We start from the raw sequence: 18565 nt of genomic DNA on the forward strand, positions 1-18565 counted from the left end.
AATCCGGGCCAATCGTGCCGCTCTTTCGTCAATCCCAGGTTAACCAACATTGGCCTATGGCTTATGGTCGACACGCCTCAAAATGGGAAAATTGACGCGATGGCCGTGAACGGCATGGTGATCCGGACGGGAAGGGCACTGGCCCTGCTCGCGGCGCTTTGTTTCGCCGCGCCATCCGCCTATGCCACGGCGAAAGACGGCGTTGCGGATGAGTCCGCGGCCGTTGTTGCCAGTGCCGCCCGTATCGCCGGAGACGACAGCAGAACCCGCTTCATTCTCGACCTCGACGGCGATATCGAGTTCACCGCGTTCCTGTTACCCGACCCCTATCGCATCATTGTCGATTTGCCGCAGATCGATTTTTCGCTCGGCGAAACGGCAAAGGAGCCGGGACGCGGCCTGATTACGGCCTGGCGCTATGGCCGATTCGCGCGGGGCCAGTCGCGCATCGTGCTGGACACCTCGGCGCCTGCGCGAATCGACAAGTCCTTCGTTCTGCCCGCCGTCGGCGAACAGCCGGCCCGCCTCGTGATCGATCTGGTCAAGACCAGCCACGAGGATTTCCTCGCCGAGGCCGCCAAGCAGCGTGGCAGTATCGCCGCAAGCCATCACAAGGGTGATCGCCTGCCGGTCCGCACGGGCAGCATCGACCGCCCGCTGATCGTTATCGACCCGGGGCACGGCGGCCTCGATACCGGCACGGTCGGGCCGGGCGGCAGCATCGAGAAAGCTGTCGTGCTCGAGTTTTCCCTCGCCCTGAAAAAACAGCTCGAGGCGAGCGGGCGCTTCGATGTCCGTATGACGCGCAAGGACGACACGTTCATTGCCTTGCGCAAGCGTGTCGACTTCGCCCGCAATCTGAACGCCGACCTGTTCATTTCGGTTCATGCCGATTCTGTGCGCGAGAAGCATGTGCGCGGTGCATCGGTCTATACGCTGTCGGAAAAGGCGTCGGATCGTGAAGCCGAGTTGCTCGCGGCCAAGGAAAACAAGTCCGACATCATCGCCGGGCTGGAATATGAGGAGAAGTCGAACGACGTCGCCGATATCCTGATCGATCTGGCGCGTCGGGAGACCAAGAGCTTCTCGACGTTTTTTGCCAATACGCTGACGGTAGAACTCAAAAGCGCGACGCGGCTGGTCAATCGCCCGCAGCGGGCTGCCGGGTTCCGGGTTCTCAAGGCGCCGGACGTTCCCTCGATCCTTGTCGAACTCGGATTTTTGTCGAACAAGCACGATGAGCAGCTGCTCACCTCCGAGGAGTGGCGCCAGCGTACCGCCGAATCCATGCGTGTCGCTGTCGAGCGGTTCTTCGCGCCGCGCTTCGCAGCGTCAGGTCGTGATCGGGCCGTGGCGACTGTTGCGTCGGAACAACAGTAGCGTCGCAGCTTTGCCATAAACTTGAAAAACAGTGGCAATGGTCCTACTCGGAAGACGGCGACCGGCAGGGGGTCGACGATAATCAAAGTGAGTCCGGCGATCGGGCAGCGGATTTGACGCCGCGATCAGGATCGTTGGAACAGGACCCGAACGGGCGGCAAGAGGTCTATCGCGCTGCGAAAGCGCGCTGGAGCTGCCCCGTAAAGATGATTTCGACCGCGAAGCAGGCTTCCAAGGGGCTTTGGCTTCTCCCGGTCGAGTGAGATGCGAGCCGGCTGTATGAAGTTTTTCATCAAGCTATTCGGATATTTTTTCGGCATCGGCGCGGTGTTTTTCATCGTGCTCGGCGCCGGCGTTTGGCTTTACCTCAACGAGATTTCCCAGGATCTTCCCGACTATACGGCGCTGAAGAACTACGAGCCGCCGGTGATGACCCGAATCCATGCAGCCGACGGCAGCCTGATCGCGGAATACGCCCGCGAACGGCGCATGTTCCTGCCCATCCAGGCGGTTCCCGACCTGCTGAAGAACGCCTTCATGGCGGCGGAAGACAAGAATTTCTACAGCCACCCGGGTATCGATCCGCAGGGCATCGGCCGCGCGATCGTCGTCAACCTGCGCAACCGCGGGTCCGGCCGGCGCATGGTCGGCGCGTCGACCATTACCCAGCAGGTTGCGAAGAACTTCCTGCTGACCAACGAATACAGCTACAAGCGCAAGATCCGCGAAGCGATCCTGGCGCTGCGTATCGAACAGGCCTTTTCCAAGGACGAGATTCTCGAACTCTATCTGAACGAGATCTATCTCGGCTTCAGCTCCTACGGCGTTGCCGCGGCCTCGCTGCTCTACTTCGACAAATCGGTGCAGGAACTGACGCTCGCCGAGGCGGCCTATCTCGCCGCGCTTCCGAAAGGGCCGGAGAACTACCATCCGTTCCGCCAGCCCGAGCGCGCCATCGAGCGCCGCAACTGGGTGATCGACCGCATGGTCGATAACAGCATGGTGAGCACCGAGGCGGCCGAAAAGGCCAAGGCACAGCCGCTCAAGGTGACGCCGCGCACCACCGGTCCGCACCTGTTCGCGTCGGAATATTTCGCCGAGGAAGTCCGCCGCCAGCTGGCCGAGCGCTACGGCACCAAGGGCCTCTACGAAGGCGGGCTCTCCGTTCGCACCACGCTCGATCCGAAAATCCAGGAACTCGCCCGCAAGGCGCTGATGGACGGGCTGGTCGATTTCGACCGCAAACGCCGCGGCTGGCGTGGGCCTGTGGCCCAGCTTCAGCTCGCGCCCGGCGCCGACTGGGGCGAGCCGCTGTCGAAAATCACCGCCTATTCCGACGTACCCGAATGGCAGCTCGCCGTCGTGCTGTCGAGCGGTGAGGACAGCGCACAAATCGGCCTGCAGCCCGAGACCCTTGTGTCAGGCAAGCTCTCCAAGACCCGCGCGACCGCGACCGTCCCGCTGGAGCATGTCAAATGGGCTATCTGGGAAGACGGGCCGAAAAAACGCCAGAAAATCAGGCGCGTCGACGACGTCCTGACGCCGGGTGACGTGGTCTATGTCGAGAAGGACGCAGAAGGCGGCGATACCACCTTTGTATTGCGCCAGATCCCGGAAGTATCCGGCGCCATCGTCGTCATCGATCCGCATACCGGCCGTGTTCTCGCCATGGTCGGCGGCTTCTCGTTCTCCGAAAGCGAGTTCAACCGCGCCACGCAGGCTTATCGCCAGCCCGGTTCGTCGTTCAAACCCTTTGTCTACGCCGCCGCGCTGGACAACGGCTACACGCCGTCGAGCGTGGTGCTCGATGCGCCGATCTCGCTGCCCATGGGCAATGGCAAGATGTGGACGCCGAAAAACTACGGCGGCAAGTTCTACGGTCCCTCGACGCTGCGCCTCGGTATCGAGCGTTCGCGTAACGTCATGACCGTGCGGCTTGCCAAGGACATGGGCATGGCGCTGGTTGCTGAATACGCCAAGCGCTTCGGCATCTACGACAATCTGATGCCGGTGCTGTCGATGGCGCTCTGCGCCGGCGAGACCACCGTGATGCGCATGACGACCGCGTTCTCGATGCTCGCCAATGGTGGTCGCAAGGTGACGCCGACGCTGATCGACCGCATCCAGAACCGCCGCGGCAAGACCATCTACAAGCACGACGAGCGGATCTGCGAGACCTGCGAGGTCAGCGCCTGGCTCAATCAGGAAGAGCCGGAACTGATCGACAATCGCGAGCAGGTGCTCGATCCGATGACCGCCTATCAGATCACCTCGATGATGGAAGGCGTGGTCAAGCGCGGCACGGCGCCGATCGTGCGCGAAGTCGGCAAGCCGGTCGCCGGCAAGACCGGCACCACCAATGATGAGCGCGACGCCTGGTTCGTCGGCTTCTCGCCCGACCTCGCCGCCGGCGTCTATGTCGGCTACGACAAGCCGCGCCCGATGGGACGTGGCGCCACCGGTGGCCATGTCGCGGCGCCGATCTTCAAGAACTTCATGATCGCCGCGCTGTCCGACAAGCCGGCCGTCGAGTTCCGCGTGCCGCAGGGCATCAACCTGATTGCCATCAACCGGCGTACAGGTCTTCGCGCCTCGCCGGGCGGCCAGGATGTGATCCTGGAAGCGTTCAAGCCGGGCACCGGCCCGCCCGACACCTATTCGATTATCGGTTTCGAGGACAATATGGGCCAGCCGCACACGGTCAGCCCGGACGCCGCACGCGCGGTGTTGACCTCACCGGGTGGTCTCTATTAATCCCTGATCCGTCGGATTGAGGCGCATTGTGTACGCCGCCGCTGGGGCAACCTCGCGGCGGCTGTTGCGCCGGATACGGCAGTGAAAGACCCGCCAACGCGCCACGAAGGCGACAAGAACAGGTAAGTGTCCAACAATGCGCGCTGAAATGCAGTCCGTCGTTGACGAAATCAAGCAGGCCATCAGCCTGCTGAGGAGGCATCTTTGACTGGGATGCCGCTCAAGCCCGCCTTTCCGAACTGAACGAGAAGGTCGAGGACCCCAACCTTTGGGACGATGCGGAAGCCGCGCAGAAGATCATGCGCGAACGCACCCAGCTCGAGGACAGCCTGAAATTCGTCGGCGATCTCGACCAGCGTCTCAATGATGGTATGGAGCTGATCGAACTCGGAGAGCTGGAAGACGAGGAAGGCATCGTCACCGAAGCCGAGGAGGGTCTGAAGACCCTGCATGCCGAAGTTTCCCGCAGGCAGATCGAGATGCTGCTGTCGGGCGAGGCCGACCCCAACGACACCTATATCGAAGTGCATGCCGGCGCCGGCGGCACCGAGAGCCAGGACTGGGCAAATATGCTCCTGCGCATGTATCTGCGCTGGGCCGAGCAGAGCGGCTACAAGACAGAGGTGCTGGAAGTTCACGACGGCGAAGAAGCCGGCATCAAGTCGGCGACCGTGCAGATCAAGGGCCTCAACGCCTATGGCTGGCTGAAGACTGAATCCGGCGTTCACCGGCTGGTTCGCATCTCGCCCTATGACAGCCAGGCCCGCCGTCACACCAGTTTCGCCAGTGTCTGGGTTTATCCGGTTGTCGATGATGCGATCGCCATCGATGTGCCCGAAAGCGAAGTGCGCATCGATACCTACCGGGCGTCGGGCGCCGGCGGCCAGCACGTCAACACCACCGACTCGGCGGTGCGTATCACGCATATCCCGACCGGTATCGTCGTGCAGTGTCAGAACGAACGCTCGCAGCACAAGAACCGCGCCACCGCGTGGTCGATGCTGAATGCCCGTCTGTACGAGTTGGAGCTGCAGAAGCGTGAGGACGAGGCCAACGCCAACGCGGCTTCAAAGACCGAAATCGGCTGGGGTCACCAGATCCGCTCCTACGTCCTCCAGCCCTATCAGCTGGTTAAGGATCTGCGTACGGGCGTTGAAAACACCAGCCCGGACGACGTCCTCGGCGGCGATCTCGATGCCTTCATGGAAGCGGCCCTCGCACAACGCGTGCATGGTGACGAGAAGGCCAGCTAGAGCATTCTGGCGCGTCAACGCGGGGTGCGAAAAGTTGCAGACCGGCTTCGGCAGCTTCATCACTTGAACGAACAACGGGCGGGGATTTCCCCGCCCGTTTGTTCTCGTACTCACACGATTTGAGGCGGAACCGGACTTCAGCGCAGGAAGGTGCGCAGTTCCTTGCCCGCATCGAGATAGGCGACCGGATCGACTGCCTTGCCGCGCACGCGGGTCTCGTAGTGCAGATGCGGTCCGGTGCTGCGACCGGTCGAACCGACGCGTCCCAGTACATGCCCTGCCGGCACATAGGTGCCCTTCGTGACGAAGATCTTGCTCAGATGAGCATAACGGGTCACGAGGCCCTTGCCGTGGTCGATCTCGACACACCGTCCATAGCCGCCGAAACGGCCTGCGCGAATGACCTTGCCGGCAGCGGTCGCGCGCACCGGTGTACGGCGCGTGCCCTTGAAATCAATGCCGGTATGCATGGCCGGACGGCCGAGAAACGGATCAAGACGCGCGCCATAGTGGCTGGTGACGCTTGAATTGCGGACAGGGCGGCGGATCGGCAGGCTGACGGCGACCTCGCGCAACTTCGTATACCGTTCGAGCGCCCGTTCCGCGCGGTCGATACGGGTCTGGAAATCGCCGCCGATGAGGGGAACGAAGGGGCCGCCCGTATTCTGCCCGGCGTCATCCTTCGCGGCGTCGCTTTTGCCCTCGATTTTGTGGGCAAGGCGCACACCAAGACCCTGGATTGTCGAGGCGATTGTGGAGCTGTCGGCCTCGGCGGCAACGGCGATAGCGTCGAGCGCGCTGGCCTGGCTGCGTGTAATTGTCAGCAGATTGGATTCGAGCTGACCAAGGCGCTTGTCCGGATCGGACAGGGCAGCGGATTTATCCTCAAGCGGCTTTTCGCTGGGGAAGGGCAGCATGCCTGCCTTCGCCGGTGCCTGTTCGGTGAACTCGCCGCCGATGCCGCCACCGACGCTGCCCGTGACATCGCCATCGGTGCTCGGCTTGGAAACGGGAATTGCCGTCGCAATCAGCCGAATGCCGCTTTGGCGCGCCTGCTCGATCACGGTGGCGACCTGGCTGTGGCGGCCTTTCAGCAAATCCTGCTGTGTCAGGAGTCGATCAAGCTTGCTCTCGAACGCTTCCTGATCGAGCAGCTGGCGGCTGGAAATCCGGTCAATTTCCGCGCGAAGCGCCGCGATACGGTCTTCATAGGCATGCTGCATTCGTGCCTGGCGGGCGAATGCCGCACCGATCAGATCGTCGCGATAAAACAGGTAGGTTGTGGCGCCCAGATAGCCGAGGCCGAAAACGAGCACGAACACCAGAGAGGCGACCATCAGCACGGGATGAATCGTCAACGTTCGCACGCGATCGCCATTGGCGACCATGATTTTCGGGTACTCTCGGCGGCGGCCGAAACTCTGACGGTACTTCGGATGGATATCTGACATCGCCTCGACCGCTACGGGTGAACAAGGGAACTCACAAGGTGAGCCGATCCGTCCCCGTAGTAGAGTTTATTAAGGTTAATATTCTTTTACCTGGCTGAATTCCGGCCCCATCCGAAGGGTCTGAAATGCGGCAAAGAAATCGGAGCGATCCGCAACGGATTGGGTACAGGAAAGGCGCGTGAAAACCCTGCAATTCGAAATCGAATTCAGGAGAATAGTCCCAGAAAATCGGGGGTTTCGGCCGTTTAGCTGTTCTGGCTGCTCAACGGGCGATAGAAGCCGGGCGTCAGGCCGGCTTCGCTGCGCGCCCGGTCGTTGAAGGGCGGCTTCAGTGCGCCGCGGAAATGCCGACGTACCAGCTCCTGGAAGGTCGGTTCGGGAATCGCCCCCTCGCGGTCGCACAGGAATCGGAACCATTTCGCACCGCACGCCACATGGCCCTTTTCATCGCGGTAGATGATGCGCAGCACCGCAGCGGTTTCTTCATCGCCCGCCTTCACGGCACTGTCGATGAGCGCCGGCGTGATGTCGAGGCCGCGCGCTTCGAACACAAGCGGAATGACCGCGACGCGGGCGAGCAATGCATGCCCTGTTTCCTGCGCCGCCTGCCACAAACCGGCATGGGCGGGCAGGGCGCCATAAAAAGATCCGAGCGCCTCTAGCCGGCCGGCGACGAGCCGGTAGTGATAGGCCTCCTCGCGGCCGACCTGAACCCAGTCGTCGTAGAAAGAGCGCGGCATCGGCTCGGCGGCAAAGCGCCCGACGATATCGAAGGCAAGGTCGATCGCGTTCAGCTCGATATGTGCAATGGCGTGCAGGAGGGCGATGCGTCCCTTGTCACCGAATGAACGGCGCGGCATGTCGCGCGGTGCGCGCAGTTCCGGTTGGTCGGGACGGCCCGGCTCGTCGGGCATCGCCGGATCGACCGATGCCCGGTGCCGTGCCAGCCGCCGGGAGAACCACGCTTCAGCGGCTTCGTCCGCAAGCCGTGCCTTTTTGAGCGGATCGCGCGCCGAAACCACGCCCGCCGCCGCCGCCGCAAGCGTTTGCGGTTTGTCACCGGTCATTGCCGTCGTGCCCTTCTATCCGCCGCACCATCCGCCCCAATCTCACGGGCGCCTGCCGTCAGAGTGTCTTGACCGCTTCCAACACGGCTTCGGCGTGGCCTTTGACCTTCACCTTGCGCCAGACCTTGGCGACGGTGCCGTCCGCGCCAACGAGGAAGGTCGAACGCTCGACGCCCATATATTTGCGGCCATACATCGATTTCTCGACCCACACGCCATACGCCTCGATGATGGATTTGTCCTCATCGGCGCCGAGCAACACCTTCAGATCGTGCTTCGCCTTGAATTTGTCGTGTTTCTTTGGCGAATCGGGGGAAATGCCGATGATTGTCGCGCCGGCTTCCGCAAACGCCGGCATCAACGCGGAAAAGTCGATTGCTTCCGTCGTGCAGCCCGACGTGTCGTCCTTGGGGTAGAAGTACACCACAACGGGATTTCCGCGGAGTTCGGAAAGGGTTACGGAGCCATCGCCATCGGTGGGAAGGGTAAAGTCGGGCGCGGCCGCGCCTTCGCTGAGTGCCATTGTCGAGCCTTTCGCAAGCCGTGTTTGCCTTCGGGGATACACCCGATTATCACGGTTATGAAGGGACGCGAAGCGGGTCGGTCAAGGGTATGGCCGATGCGCGGGGAAAGCAGAGCGGCACCATGCAAGGCCGAGTGGCATGGATGAGCCCGAAAGGCATTGGCGGAATGCCTCGAAACAAGAACGTCCCGTAAATGGAGGGCATGAGCCGGGGATGAAGCTTTTCTCCCAGGGATCCGGTCGTCACCGGGCTCGGCTGAAAACCGTCTTGGGTGTCGGTTTGCGCGTCGCGGCGATTCTCGCTGCGATAGCCGCGGTCGCACTGCTTCTGCTCGCCTGGAGGTTGTCTTCCGGCTCGGTTTCGCTCGACTTCATGCGCGATCATCTGCGTGAGCGGGTCGCGGCATCCCTGGGCGATGGCGCTTCGGTCGATGTCAGCGAGGTTTCGCTGCGCTGGGCGTCTGACGAGGGCTTTGTCGTCACCGTTGCCGACGTCCATATCGTTTCGCCCGAAAGCGGCCTCAGGATAGCCGTCCCAAGCCTCGACATGAGCGTGACGCCCGCTGATCTCGCCGGTGCACAACTGTCGCCGTCGACCATCGTCGTCCGCACACCGCATTTCCGTCTGCCCGTCGCCCCCGGCGGTGCCGATGCCGCGACCGCACAGGATGCCGAGGACAGTTTCGCCTTGGCCAGCCAGCTCCTGCGTACGATCCGCCGCACGGCGATCGAACGCGGACTCGAGCGCCTGCGCATCGAGGATGGCGAGGTCGCGCTGACATTTGGCGCCGGCACCACGGATCGCCGATTCTGGAGTAATATCGCCCTCGTTGCCGCGTTCGATGCGGAAAAGAAGGTCCTGTCTGTTGAGGCGTCGGCGGATGGTCAGGCCGGGCGCTGGGACGTGAGCGCCGCTTTCACCCCCGGTGAGAATGGCGCGGACGTCCTGACCCTCAAGGGCACGCAACTGGCGCCCGCCGATTTCATCCCCGCTCCGGAAGCTCTCTCCGGCGTTCCGATCGCGCATATTCCGCTTTATCCCGATGTCGAGGTGGTTTTCAGTCCCGAGAACGAAATCGCCGACGCGCATGCCGAAGTGGTGATCGGCGCCGGGCTTCTGTCGGTCGGCGACGATGAGGTGGCGTTGCTCGACGAAGCGCGCGTCGTCGTCAACTGGGATCGGAAGGCGAAGGCGTTCCGCATCGAACCCTCGGTCGCGGAGTTCGGCGAAACCCGCTTCCGCTTTGCCGGATCGCTGAAGGCGACCTCGCCGGATGCCATCGACCGTTGGCGGTTCGGCATCGAGATCACCGATATGGTGCTCAAGCCGCGCGACGAGGACGGCCCGCCGGTTGATATCGAGCGCATTGTCGTCGAGGGACGGATCAGCGGCAGCCGCCGTTTTCTTGCGGTCGAACGGGGCGACATCTATGTCGGTGGCCGCAGGGTATTCGCGGCGGCCGGATCCGCCGGCATCGGGCCGGCCGGGCCGTCGCTGGCGCTCGCCTTCAACGTCGAGCCGATATCCGGTCTGCTCGCCAAGCGCCTGTGGCCGGGTTTTGCCGCAAAACCCGTGCGGCGCTGGATCATGGACAATCTGATCGACGCCGAGACCGTCAGCGGTCAGGCGGTCATCGCGCTTGGCCCGGAGGAAATGGACGGCGATCCGGCCACATATGGCTGGCCGGACGACGCAATGGACATTGCGTTCAAGGTCGAGAATGCGGTTTTAAGAACCGTCGGCGACCTCCCGCCAGTGCGGATACCGCTTTCCAAGGGGCGGCTGCTCGGGGGCGAGTTCGAGATGACGGCGGCCACGGCCTCAGCAAAGACAGCCGCCGGGCGCAAAGCCGACATTTCCGACATCCGGTTCTTCGTCGCCGACGTTCGCCCGCCCGGCAAGGACGGCGACCTGTCGTTCAGGATCGCAGGTGACGCGCCGGCTATCGGCGAACTGGTCGCCGCAAAGCCGATTTCCGCACTGAAGCGCGTAGGCGTGAAGCCCACCGATCTCACCGGGGCGGTCGATGGGTCGCTCGATACACGGATCCCGCTGGTCAAGGATGTCGAACTCGACGACATCGACTGGCGGTTTGTCGCCAACCTGTCCGACTTCGCCTCGAAGGCGCCGATCCGCGGGCAGAGCGTCAGTAATGCCAATCTGACGGTCAAGCTCGATCCGCAACTCGCTCAGGTCTCCGGCCGGGCGAAATTCGACGGCCTGGACGCCGATGTCGACCTCATCGAACCGCTTGACGGGTCTGAAGCCGCCGCCCGCCGCGGCATCACGCTGGTGCTGACCGATGCGGAGCGCAAGAAGCGTGGCATCGACCTCGCGCCGCTTCTGGAGGGGCCGATCAGTGTTGCCATCGACAGCGGTCCGAACGACAAGCACCGCACCCTTCGTGTCGATCTGACTTCGGCCCGTGTCGCCATTCCAGGTCTTGAATGGGTGAAGAAGGCCGGCCAGCGCGGCTCCGCCGAACTGACTCTTGCCGAGGCCGAGAGTGGTACCGACGTGACCAAGCTGATTGTCCGTGCCGACGGCCTCGCAATCGAAGGCTCGGCCCGGATCGACAAGGCGGGGGCCATCCAGTCGGCCAAGATCGACAAGCTCAGGGCCGGAGCGACCAAGGACGCGCGCCTGACCCTGACCCGGGTCGGCAACGGTTTCTCCATTCGTCTCACCGCCGACACGCTGGATGGCCGACCGATCATACGTTTCATGCTCGGCAGCGGTGGCGGCAATGACGGCGACACCACCGATCTGAGCATCAAGGCATCGGTCGGGCGCATCATTGGCCTCAACGACGCCAGCCTGTCGAGCGTCACCCTCGACCTCACGCAGGCCGGCGGTCACACGGCGCGCTTTGATTTTTCTGGCACTATTGGCGCCTCGGACCGGTTGCGCGCCAGCATTCGTCCCGACGGCGGCAAGCGCAACCTGCGCATGGCGACGAGCAATATGGGCTACACGCTTCGCTTCCTCGACCTCTACACCCGCATGCGCGGCGGGCAGGGGCTGCTGGACGCGGTGCTTGTCGGTACGGGGCGTGCCGCCGGCAAGCTGCAGATCGCCAAATTCGCCATTGCCGAGGATCCGGGCCTGCGGGAAATCCTCAAGCGCACGCAGGACAGCTCGAATGCCAAGGAGGGCGCCCGTGTCATCCCGCAAAAGGCGGTCAAGACCGGCAGCGCCACCTTCGACAAGCTCGATGTGACCTTCAGCAAGAACGGCGACCTACTGAAGGTCGGCGAAGGCGTTCTGCGCGGTGCTGCCGTCGGCGGCACCGTGCGCGGGGCGATCAACCTCAAGAACCAGCGCGTCGACATGACCGGCACGATGGTGCCGGCCTACGGCATCAACAATCTGTTCGGCCGCATTCCGCTGCTTGGCGAGGTCGTCGGTGGCGGCAGCGATGGCGGCCTGATCGGCATTACCTTCAAGGTCGAGGGCACGATCGCCAATGCGCGTGTCGTGTCGAACCCGGTCTCCGCCGTGGCGCCGGGCATCTTCCGCAAGATTTTCGAGTACCGGTAGGGGACGCTTTGCAGGCGCCTAGCGCGCTGGTGGAGTCGGTCGTACTAGTAAGGCATGCTCCGCGCCTGACGTGGCTCGCCACTCGCTACCTTTCCAATCTCACTCCGCGTCATCCTCCGGCTTGACCGGAGGATCGCTTTCAACACGATTGCTGATGAGGTTCTGGACCAGTGCCGGCGATGCGCTTTTTCTGACCCCGCTGCTGCCGTATTCGCCGCCACCCGATCCTCCGGTCAAGCCGGAGGATGACGCAGGAGAGGGGGTGGCGCGCGGCATGTCGGAATGGGTTGGAAGGCGCGGACTTTCTCCGTGCGCTCCCCCGTCACCCCGGCCGTGAACCGGGGTCTGCGGCACCTATCAAAACGGCAAACAGTTGCCGGTATGGCAGAACATTTCGCTGGACGGCAGTGAGCGCGGGAGGCGTCTCCCGCCGCAATGCCCGTCAGACGACGCGCAGGAGCACGTGCCGCTTCTTGCCGAGCGAGAGCTTGATAACACCGTCGGCATTGACGTCATCGAGACCGATGCTTGCCCGCTCGTCGCTGACCGCCGTGTCGTTGACGCGCAGTCCGCCGCCACGCACCTGACGGCGCGCCTCGCCGTTCGACTTGACGAGATCGGCATGCACGAAGGCAGCCAGAACGCCGAGCCCTTCGGCGAGCGTGTCGCGAGCGATCTCAACGGTCGGAAGCGCGTCGGCAAGGGCGCCTTCCTCGAACGTCTTGCGGGCGGCATCGGCTGCTTCTTCAGCGGCGGCGCGGCCATGCAGCATCGCCGTTGCCTCGTTGGCCAGCACCTTCTTCGCCTCGTTGATATCCGCGCCGTCGAGCGCTTCGAGGCGGGCGATTTCGTCGAGCGACAGTTCGGTGAAGAGCTTCAGGAAGCGGCCGACATCGGCGTCCTCGGTGTTGCGCCAGAACTGCCAATACTCGTAGGGGCTCTTCATGTCGGCGTTGAGCCAGACGGCACCGCTCGCCGTCTTGCCCATCTTGGCGCCCGAGGCGAGCGTGATCAGCGGCGAAGTCAGCGCGAACAGTTCGGCGCCGACAACGCGGCGGCCGAGATCGATGCCCGACAGGATGTTGCCCCACTGGTCGGAGCCGCCCATCTGCAGCCGGCAGCCGGTGCGCCGGTTCAGCTCCACGAAATCGTAGGCCTGCAGGACCATGTAGTTGAATTCGAGGAAGGAAAGGTGCTGCTCGCGCTCGAGCCGCAGCTTGACCGACTCGCGCTGGATCATCTGGTTGACCGAGATGTGGCGGCCGATCTCGCGCAGGAAGTCGACGTAGTGCAGGCCGAGCAGCCAGTCGGCATTGTCGATCATGATCGCGTCGCTCGGCCCGTCGCCGAAGGTCAGGAAGGATTCGAAGACCTTCCTGATGCCGGCCTTGTTGGCGTCGATCTCCTCGCCGCTCAACAGCTTGCGCGACTCGTCCTTGCCGGAGGGGTCGCCGACCCGCGTGGTGCCGCCGCCCATCAGCACGATCGGCCGGTGGCCGCTCTTCTGCAAATGGCGCAGCATCATGATCTGGACGAGCGAGCCGACATGCAGGCTAGGCGCCGTGCAGTCGAATCCGATATAGGCGGTGACCGTTTCCTTGCCCAGGGTCGCGTCGAGACCTTCGCCGTCGGAGCACTGGTGGATGTAGCCCCGCTCGGAAAGCGTCTTGAGAAAGTCGGACTGAAATGCGGTCATCGTCCCGTTTGTCCTCTATAGTCAGTCTGTTCGCCGCCGCAGCTTCTAGCGTGGCCGGACGGTCGTTGTCACCATGGAGTCCTCAGCATGCCAACCTTCCGCGCAATCGGACTGATGAGCGGGACCTCCATGGATGGCGTTGATGTGGCGCTTATAGAGACCGATGGCGAAGAAATCACTACCTTCGGGCCGGCAAGCTTTCAGCCTTACGACGAAAGCGATCGCGCGATGCTGCGTGAAGCCCTCGATCGCGCCACGAAGCTGACGGACCGCAACGACCGGCCGGCGCCGCTCGACGAGGCCGAACAGCTGGTGACGGAGTGCCATCGCCGCGCCGTGGAGGCCTTTCTCGCCGAGCATGGCGTGGCGCGTCGGACGGTGGATATCATCGGCTTCCACGGACAGACCGTGTTTCACGATCCCGCCCGTGGGCTGACCGTGCAATTGGGCTGTGGCAAGGCGCTCGCACACGCGCTCGGTATCCCGGTCGTCTACGACCTGCGCTACGCCGATGTCGCGGCGGGCGGTGAGGGGGCGCCGCTCGCCCCTGTCTATCATGGCGCGCTGGCGAAGAAGGCCGGAGACGTGCCCGCCGTCTTCCTCAATGTCGGCGGCGTCGCGAATGTCACCTTCATCGCCGAGGACGGCGCGCTGCTCGCCTTCGACACCGGCCCCGGCAACGCGTTGATCGACGACTGGATGCTGCGGCATAGCGGCGCGGCACGCGACGAAAACGGCGAAACGGCCCGTTCCGGCGCACCGATTGCCACAAAGACGCTGAAAGCGCTGATGGCCGATCCCTATTTCGAGCTGGCGCCGCCGAAGTCGCTTGACCGCAACCATTTCGATATCGCCGCCCTCGACGGCCTGTCCGTCGCCGATGGCGCGCGCACTCTGGTCGATTTCACGGTCGAATCGATTGCCGCTGCGAGCCGGCATTTCCCGCAGGAGCCGAAACGCTGGGTGGTGTGCGGTGGCGGCCGGCACAACGCGTTCCTGATGGAACGGCTTGGCGAACGGATTGCCGAACCTGTCGTCGCGGCCGAGGAACTCGGCTTCGATGGCGACGCGATCGAGGCGCAGGCCTTTGCCTTCATGGCCGTGCGGCGGCTGTTGATGATGCCGATCAGCTATCCCGGCACCACCGGCGTATCAGAGCCGCTGACGGGCGGGATCATCGCGCAGCCGTAACACCAAACCGGCTTCCGGAATCAAAACGGCCGGACGTTTTCGCCCGACCGCTCCGTATTTCAGAATTGCCGCTGTGCTGCTGTCAGGCTTCTTCCTCGACCATCGCCAGACGGCGGTCGAGGTAGTCCGAGCAGGTGCTGATCAGCTCGTCGACATGGCTTTCGAAGAAGTGGTTGGCGCCCGGCACGATCACCTGATCGATGACGATGCCTTTTTGCGTCTTCAGCTTGTCGACAAGCGTCTGAACGTCCTTCAGCGGCACCACCTTGTCGCGGTCGCCATGGACGATCAGGCCGGACGACGGGCAGGGCGCCAGGAACGAGAAATCGTGCAGATTCGCAGGCGGGGCGATCGAGATGAAGCCCTCGACTTCCGGCCGGCGCATCAGCAGCTGCATGCCGATCCAGGCGCCGAACGAGAAGCCTGCGATCCAGCAGGCGCGGGCGTCGGTGTGCAACGTCTGCACCCAATCGAGCGCGGCGGCCGCATCCGACAATTCGCCAGAACCGTGATCGAACGTGCCCTGACTGCGCCCGACGCCGCGGAAATTGAACCGCAGCACGGCGAATTCGCGCTGCACGAACATGTAGTACAGCTGGTAGATGATCTGGTTGTTCATCGTGCCGCCGAACTGCGGGTGCGGATGCAGGATGATGGCAATCGGTGCGTTGCGCTTCTTGGCGGGCTGGAACCGCCCTTCCAGACGGCCCGCCGGGCCATTGAAGATGACTTCCGGCATGAGTTTATTGGTCTCTTTTGCTGGCTGATGCCTCGCGGCGAACGAAGTCGCCGGGCAATTTCATTCTACGTGATATCCTTGACTTGGATATAGGTGCTCCCTAGAAACTTTCTATGGACAATTCGGTCCGACCGGACCTTGACCCCGGCCAGGCTGAAGCGCGAAATCTTCCACGGAGCACTCTCGTGCTCTGAATGGTGTTTCTTACCAGAAGTGCGGCTGATCACAAGCAGCGAGTTTCTGGGAGAGGCTTGATATTCGCCTTCCGCTTACGGGGTCCCGACTGTGAGGAGCCCCCGCGTGAGCGGAAACCGCCACTATCTCGACTGGAATGCGAGCGCACCGTTACGGCCCGAGGCACGTGACGCGATGATCGCTGCTCTGTCGGTGGCGGGGAATCCTTCCTCCGTTCATGCCGAGGGCCGCGCGGCGGCGATGACGCTTGCGACCGCCCGCGACAAGGTCGCGCGCCTCGCCGGCGCTGCGTCCGACCGGGTGACCTTCACCAGCGGCGGCACGGAAGCTAACGCGCTCGCCGTCCGCCCGGACCTCTACGACCGCATCATTATTTCCGCTGTCGAGCACGAATCCGTGCTTGGCGCGGCTCGTTCGGGCGCCGCCGAAGTGGTCGAAATTCCTGTCGACACCGCCGGCCGTGTCGATCTCGCCGCTCTCGAAAAGCTGCTCGAGACAGGTGAGGGCAGGCGCACGCTTGTCTCCGTCATGGCCGCCAACAACGAAATCGGCACGCTGCAGCCGGTGGCGCAGGTCGCCGACCTTGCCCGCGCCCACGGCGCCACAAGCCACTGCGATGCCGTCCAGGCGCTCGGCAAGGTGCCGCTGACGCTCGATGCACTCGGCGTCGACATGATGTCGATCTCCGCCCACAAGATCGGCGGGCCGAAAGGCGTTGGCGCGCTCGTCCTGCGCTCCGGTTTCGATATCGCACCGCGCCAGGTCGGAGGCGGCCAGGAGCGCAATCGGCGCGCTGGCACGGAAAACCTCGCCGGGATCGCGGGCTTTGGCGCCGCTGCCGAGGCCGCGCTTGCAGGCTTTGCCGAGTGGGGCCGCATCGCCCGTCTGCGCGATCGCCTCGAAGAGTTTGTCATCGGGCTGGGACCGGATGGCAATGTGGCGCCTGTCGTGCTGCGACCGCCGGAACGCCTGACCAACACCGCCTCGATCGCCCTGCCGGGCATGAAGGCCGAGACCGTCGTAATGATGCTCGACCTCGCCGGAGTAGCCGTCAGCGCCGGTGCCGCGTGTTCGTCGGGCAAGGTGCGTGCCTCGCACGTTTTGACCGCGATGGGCCTTCCGACAGACATCACCACCGCCGGTATTCGCGTCAGTCTTGGCTGGACGAGTGACGAAGCCGACATAGATGCTTTTTGCACAGCATGGCGTGACGTGGACCGGCGCTGGCGCACTGCCCGTAACGCGAAGAATGAGCGTCAGGTTGCCTGAGGGCGCCGACGAGAAGGAGTGAAGACGACATGGCCGTCAAGGAAACCGTCGATCAGGTCGCTGAACTGGAGCGATACAAATACGGCTTCGTGACCGATATCGAGTCCGAGTTCGCGCCCAAGGGCCTGAACGAGGACGTGGTCCGCTTCATTTCCGCCAAGAAAAACGAGCCCGAATGGCTGCTCGAATGGCGTCTCGACGCCTATCGCCGCTGGCGCACCATGGAAGAGCCGGACTGGGCCAAGCTCGGCTATCCGCCGGTCGACTTCGAAGACCTCTACTACTACGCCGCGCCGAAGAAGAAGGAAGGCCCGAAGTCGCTCGACGAGGTCGATCCGGAGCTGCTCGAGACCTATGCCAAGCTCGGCATTCCGCTGAAGGAGCAGGAAATCCTCGCCGGTGTCGAGGGCGCCCAGTCGAATGTCGCGGTCGATGCGGTGTTCGACTCGGTTTCAGTCGTCACCACCTTCAAGGAAAAACTGCATGAGGCGGGCGTCATCTTCTGCCCGATCTCCGAAGCGGTGCAGACCCATCCCGAACTGGTGAAGAAATATCTCGGCTCCGTCGTGCCGACGACCGACAATTTCTACGCTACGCTGAATTCCGCCGTGTTCTCAGACGGCTCGTTCGTCTACGTGCCCGAGGGCGTGCGCTGCCCGATGGAGCTGTCGACCTATTTCCGCATCAACGCCAAGAACACCGGCCAGTTCGAGCGCACCCTGATCATCGCCGACAAGGGCTCCTACGTCTCCTATCTGGAGGGCTGCACGGCGCCGCAGCGCGACGAGAACCAGCTCCACGCGGCGGTCGTCGAGCTGATCGCGCTCGATGACGCCGAGATCAAGTACTCGACGGTGCAGAACTGGTACCCGGGCGACAAGGACGGCAAGGGCGGCATCTACAACTTCGTCACCAAGCGTGGCGACTGTCGCGGGCCGCGCTCGAAGATTTCCTGGACCCAGGTCGAGACCGGTTCGGCGATCACCTGGAAATACCCGAGCTGTGTGCTGCGCGGCGAGGACTCGGTCGGCGAGTTCTATTCGATCGCCATCACCAACGGTCGCCAGCAGGCCGACACCGGCACCAAGATGATCCATCTCGGCCGCAACTCGTCGAGCCGCATCATTTCGAAGGGCATCTCGGCCGGGCACTCGTCGAACACCTATCGCGGCCTCGTCTCGGCCCACAAGCGGGCACAGAACGCGCGCAACTACACTCAGTGCGACTCGCTGCTGATCGGCGACAAATGCGCCGCCCACACCGTGCCCTATATCGAGACCAAGGCGGCGAGCGCCGTGTTCGAGCACGAGGCGACCACCTCGAAGATCTCCGAGGAGCAGCTGTTCTACTGCCTTGCCCGCGGCATCCCCGAGGAAGAGGCAATCGCGCTCATCGTCAACGGCTTCGTCAAGGAAGTCATCCAGCACCTGCCGATGGAATTCGCCATCGAAAGCCAGAAACTGATCGGCATTTCACTCGAAGGAAGCGTCGGGTAACCGGCAGCCG

The 18565-nt window shown here is 63.4% G+C and carries 12 protein-coding genes; 7 read left to right on the top strand and 5 right to left on the bottom strand.

Features of this window, described 5'->3' with window-relative positions; all coding sequences use genetic code 11:
- Positions 1-114 precede the first annotated feature (114 nt).
- The 3 genes from C0606_01540 to C0606_01550 all read left to right on the top strand — a co-directional run bounded on the left by C0606_01540 (position 115) and on the right by C0606_01550 (position 5387).
- Positions 115-1380: an N-acetylmuramoyl-L-alanine amidase gene (locus tag C0606_01540; protein ID PLX39649.1), complete on the top strand. Its 1266-nt coding sequence runs from the start codon at positions 115-117 to the stop codon at positions 1378-1380.
- A gap of 279 nt (positions 1381-1659) precedes the next feature.
- Positions 1660-4134 carry a penicillin-binding protein gene (locus C0606_01545; protein ID PLX39244.1) on the top strand — a complete coding sequence of 825 codons (2475 nt, stop codon included), beginning with the start codon at positions 1660-1662 and terminating at the stop codon, positions 4132-4134.
- 136 nt (positions 4135-4270) lie between these two features.
- A protein-coding gene (locus tag C0606_01550; GenBank protein PLX39245.1) for a peptide chain release factor 2 occupies positions 4271-5387 on the top strand; the annotation gives its coding sequence in 2 pieces (ribosomal slippage) (positions 4271-4339 and positions 4341-5387; 1116 coding nt in all).
- A gap of 137 nt (positions 5388-5524) precedes the next feature.
- On the opposite strand, the gene C0606_01555 is transcribed toward C0606_01550, so the two are convergent.
- The 3 genes from C0606_01555 to C0606_01565 form a co-directional block, all read right to left on the bottom strand.
- A complete protein-coding gene (locus tag C0606_01555; protein ID PLX39246.1) occupies positions 5525-6838 on the bottom strand; it encodes a peptidase in 1314 nt (437 codons plus the stop codon).
- Between the two features lie 245 nt (positions 6839-7083).
- Positions 7084-7905 carry a DUF455 domain-containing protein gene (locus tag C0606_01560; protein PLX39247.1) on the bottom strand — a complete coding sequence of 274 codons (822 nt, stop codon included), beginning with the start codon at positions 7903-7905 and terminating at the stop codon, positions 7084-7086.
- 58 nt (positions 7906-7963) lie between these two features.
- Complete coding sequence (locus tag C0606_01565; protein ID PLX39248.1) at positions 7964-8428, bottom strand: thioredoxin-dependent thiol peroxidase; 465 nt, start codon at positions 8426-8428, stop codon at positions 7964-7966.
- A 214-nt stretch (positions 8429-8642) separates the two neighbouring features.
- On the opposite strand from C0606_01565, the gene C0606_01570 reads away from it, so the two are divergent.
- Positions 8643-11969, top strand: coding sequence for a hypothetical protein (locus C0606_01570; GenBank protein PLX39249.1), 3327 nt, complete (start codon positions 8643-8645; stop codon positions 11967-11969).
- A 442-nt stretch (positions 11970-12411) separates the two neighbouring features.
- On the opposite strand, the gene C0606_01575 is transcribed toward C0606_01570, so the two are convergent.
- Positions 12412-13665 carry a tyrosine--tRNA ligase gene (locus C0606_01575; protein ID PLX39250.1) on the bottom strand — a complete coding sequence of 418 codons (1254 nt, stop codon included), beginning with the start codon at positions 13663-13665 and terminating at the stop codon, positions 12412-12414.
- 87 nt (positions 13666-13752) lie between these two features.
- Between C0606_01575 and C0606_01580 the strand changes: the two genes are divergently transcribed.
- Entirely contained in the window at positions 13753-14856 is a 1104-nt protein-coding gene (locus C0606_01580; protein PLX39251.1) for an anhydro-N-acetylmuramic acid kinase, read from the top strand.
- A gap of 82 nt (positions 14857-14938) precedes the next feature.
- On the opposite strand, the gene C0606_01585 is transcribed toward C0606_01580, so the two are convergent.
- On the bottom strand, positions 14939-15595 hold the full coding sequence (locus C0606_01585) for an alpha/beta hydrolase (GenBank protein PLX39252.1): 657 nt from the start codon (positions 15593-15595) through the stop codon (positions 14939-14941).
- A 300-nt stretch (positions 15596-15895) separates the two neighbouring features.
- Between C0606_01585 and C0606_01590 the strand changes: the two genes are divergently transcribed.
- Entirely contained in the window at positions 15896-17059 is a 1164-nt protein-coding gene (locus tag C0606_01590; GenBank protein ID PLX39253.1) for a cysteine desulfurase, read from the top strand.
- A 29-nt stretch (positions 17060-17088) separates the two neighbouring features.
- The gene (locus tag C0606_01595; protein ID PLX39254.1) at positions 17089-18555 is read left to right on the top strand and encodes a Fe-S cluster assembly protein SufB; all 1467 of its coding nucleotides are present in this window, start codon (positions 17089-17091) and stop codon (positions 18553-18555) included.
- Positions 18556-18565 lie beyond the last annotated feature (10 nt).

The sequence above is a fragment of the Hyphomicrobiales bacterium genome (assembly GCA_002869065.1).
Classification (GTDB): Bacteria; Pseudomonadota; Alphaproteobacteria; order Rhizobiales; family Rhodobiaceae; genus Rhodobium.

Bases quoted from the DNA above. Each gene is read 5' to 3' on its own strand.
- C0606_01585 (PLX39252.1), bottom strand. From the start codon at position 15,595: ATGCCGGAAGTCATCTTCAATGGCCCGGCGGGCCGTCTGGAAGGGCGG.
- C0606_01545 (PLX39244.1), top strand. From the start codon at position 1,660: ATGAAGTTTTTCATCAAGCTATTCGGATATTTTTTCGGCATCGGCGCG.
- C0606_01570 (PLX39249.1), top strand. From the start codon at position 8,643: ATGAAGCTTTTCTCCCAGGGATCCGGTCGTCACCGGGCTCGGCTGAAA.
- C0606_01595 (PLX39254.1), top strand. From the start codon at position 17,089: ATGGCCGTCAAGGAAACCGTCGATCAGGTCGCTGAACTGGAGCGATAC.
- C0606_01555 (PLX39246.1), bottom strand. From the start codon at position 6,838: ATGTCAGATATCCATCCGAAGTACCGTCAGAGTTTCGGCCGCCGCCGA.
- C0606_01565 (PLX39248.1), bottom strand. From the start codon at position 8,428: ATGGCACTCAGCGAAGGCGCGGCCGCGCCCGACTTTACCCTTCCCACC.
- C0606_01560 (PLX39247.1), bottom strand. From the start codon at position 7,905: ATGACCGGTGACAAACCGCAAACGCTTGCGGCGGCGGCGGCGGGCGTG.
- C0606_01540 (PLX39649.1), top strand. From the start codon at position 115: ATGGTGATCCGGACGGGAAGGGCACTGGCCCTGCTCGCGGCGCTTTGT.
- C0606_01575 (PLX39250.1), bottom strand. From the start codon at position 13,665: ATGACCGCATTTCAGTCCGACTTTCTCAAGACGCTTTCCGAGCGGGGC.
- C0606_01580 (PLX39251.1), top strand. From the start codon at position 13,753: ATGCCAACCTTCCGCGCAATCGGACTGATGAGCGGGACCTCCATGGAT.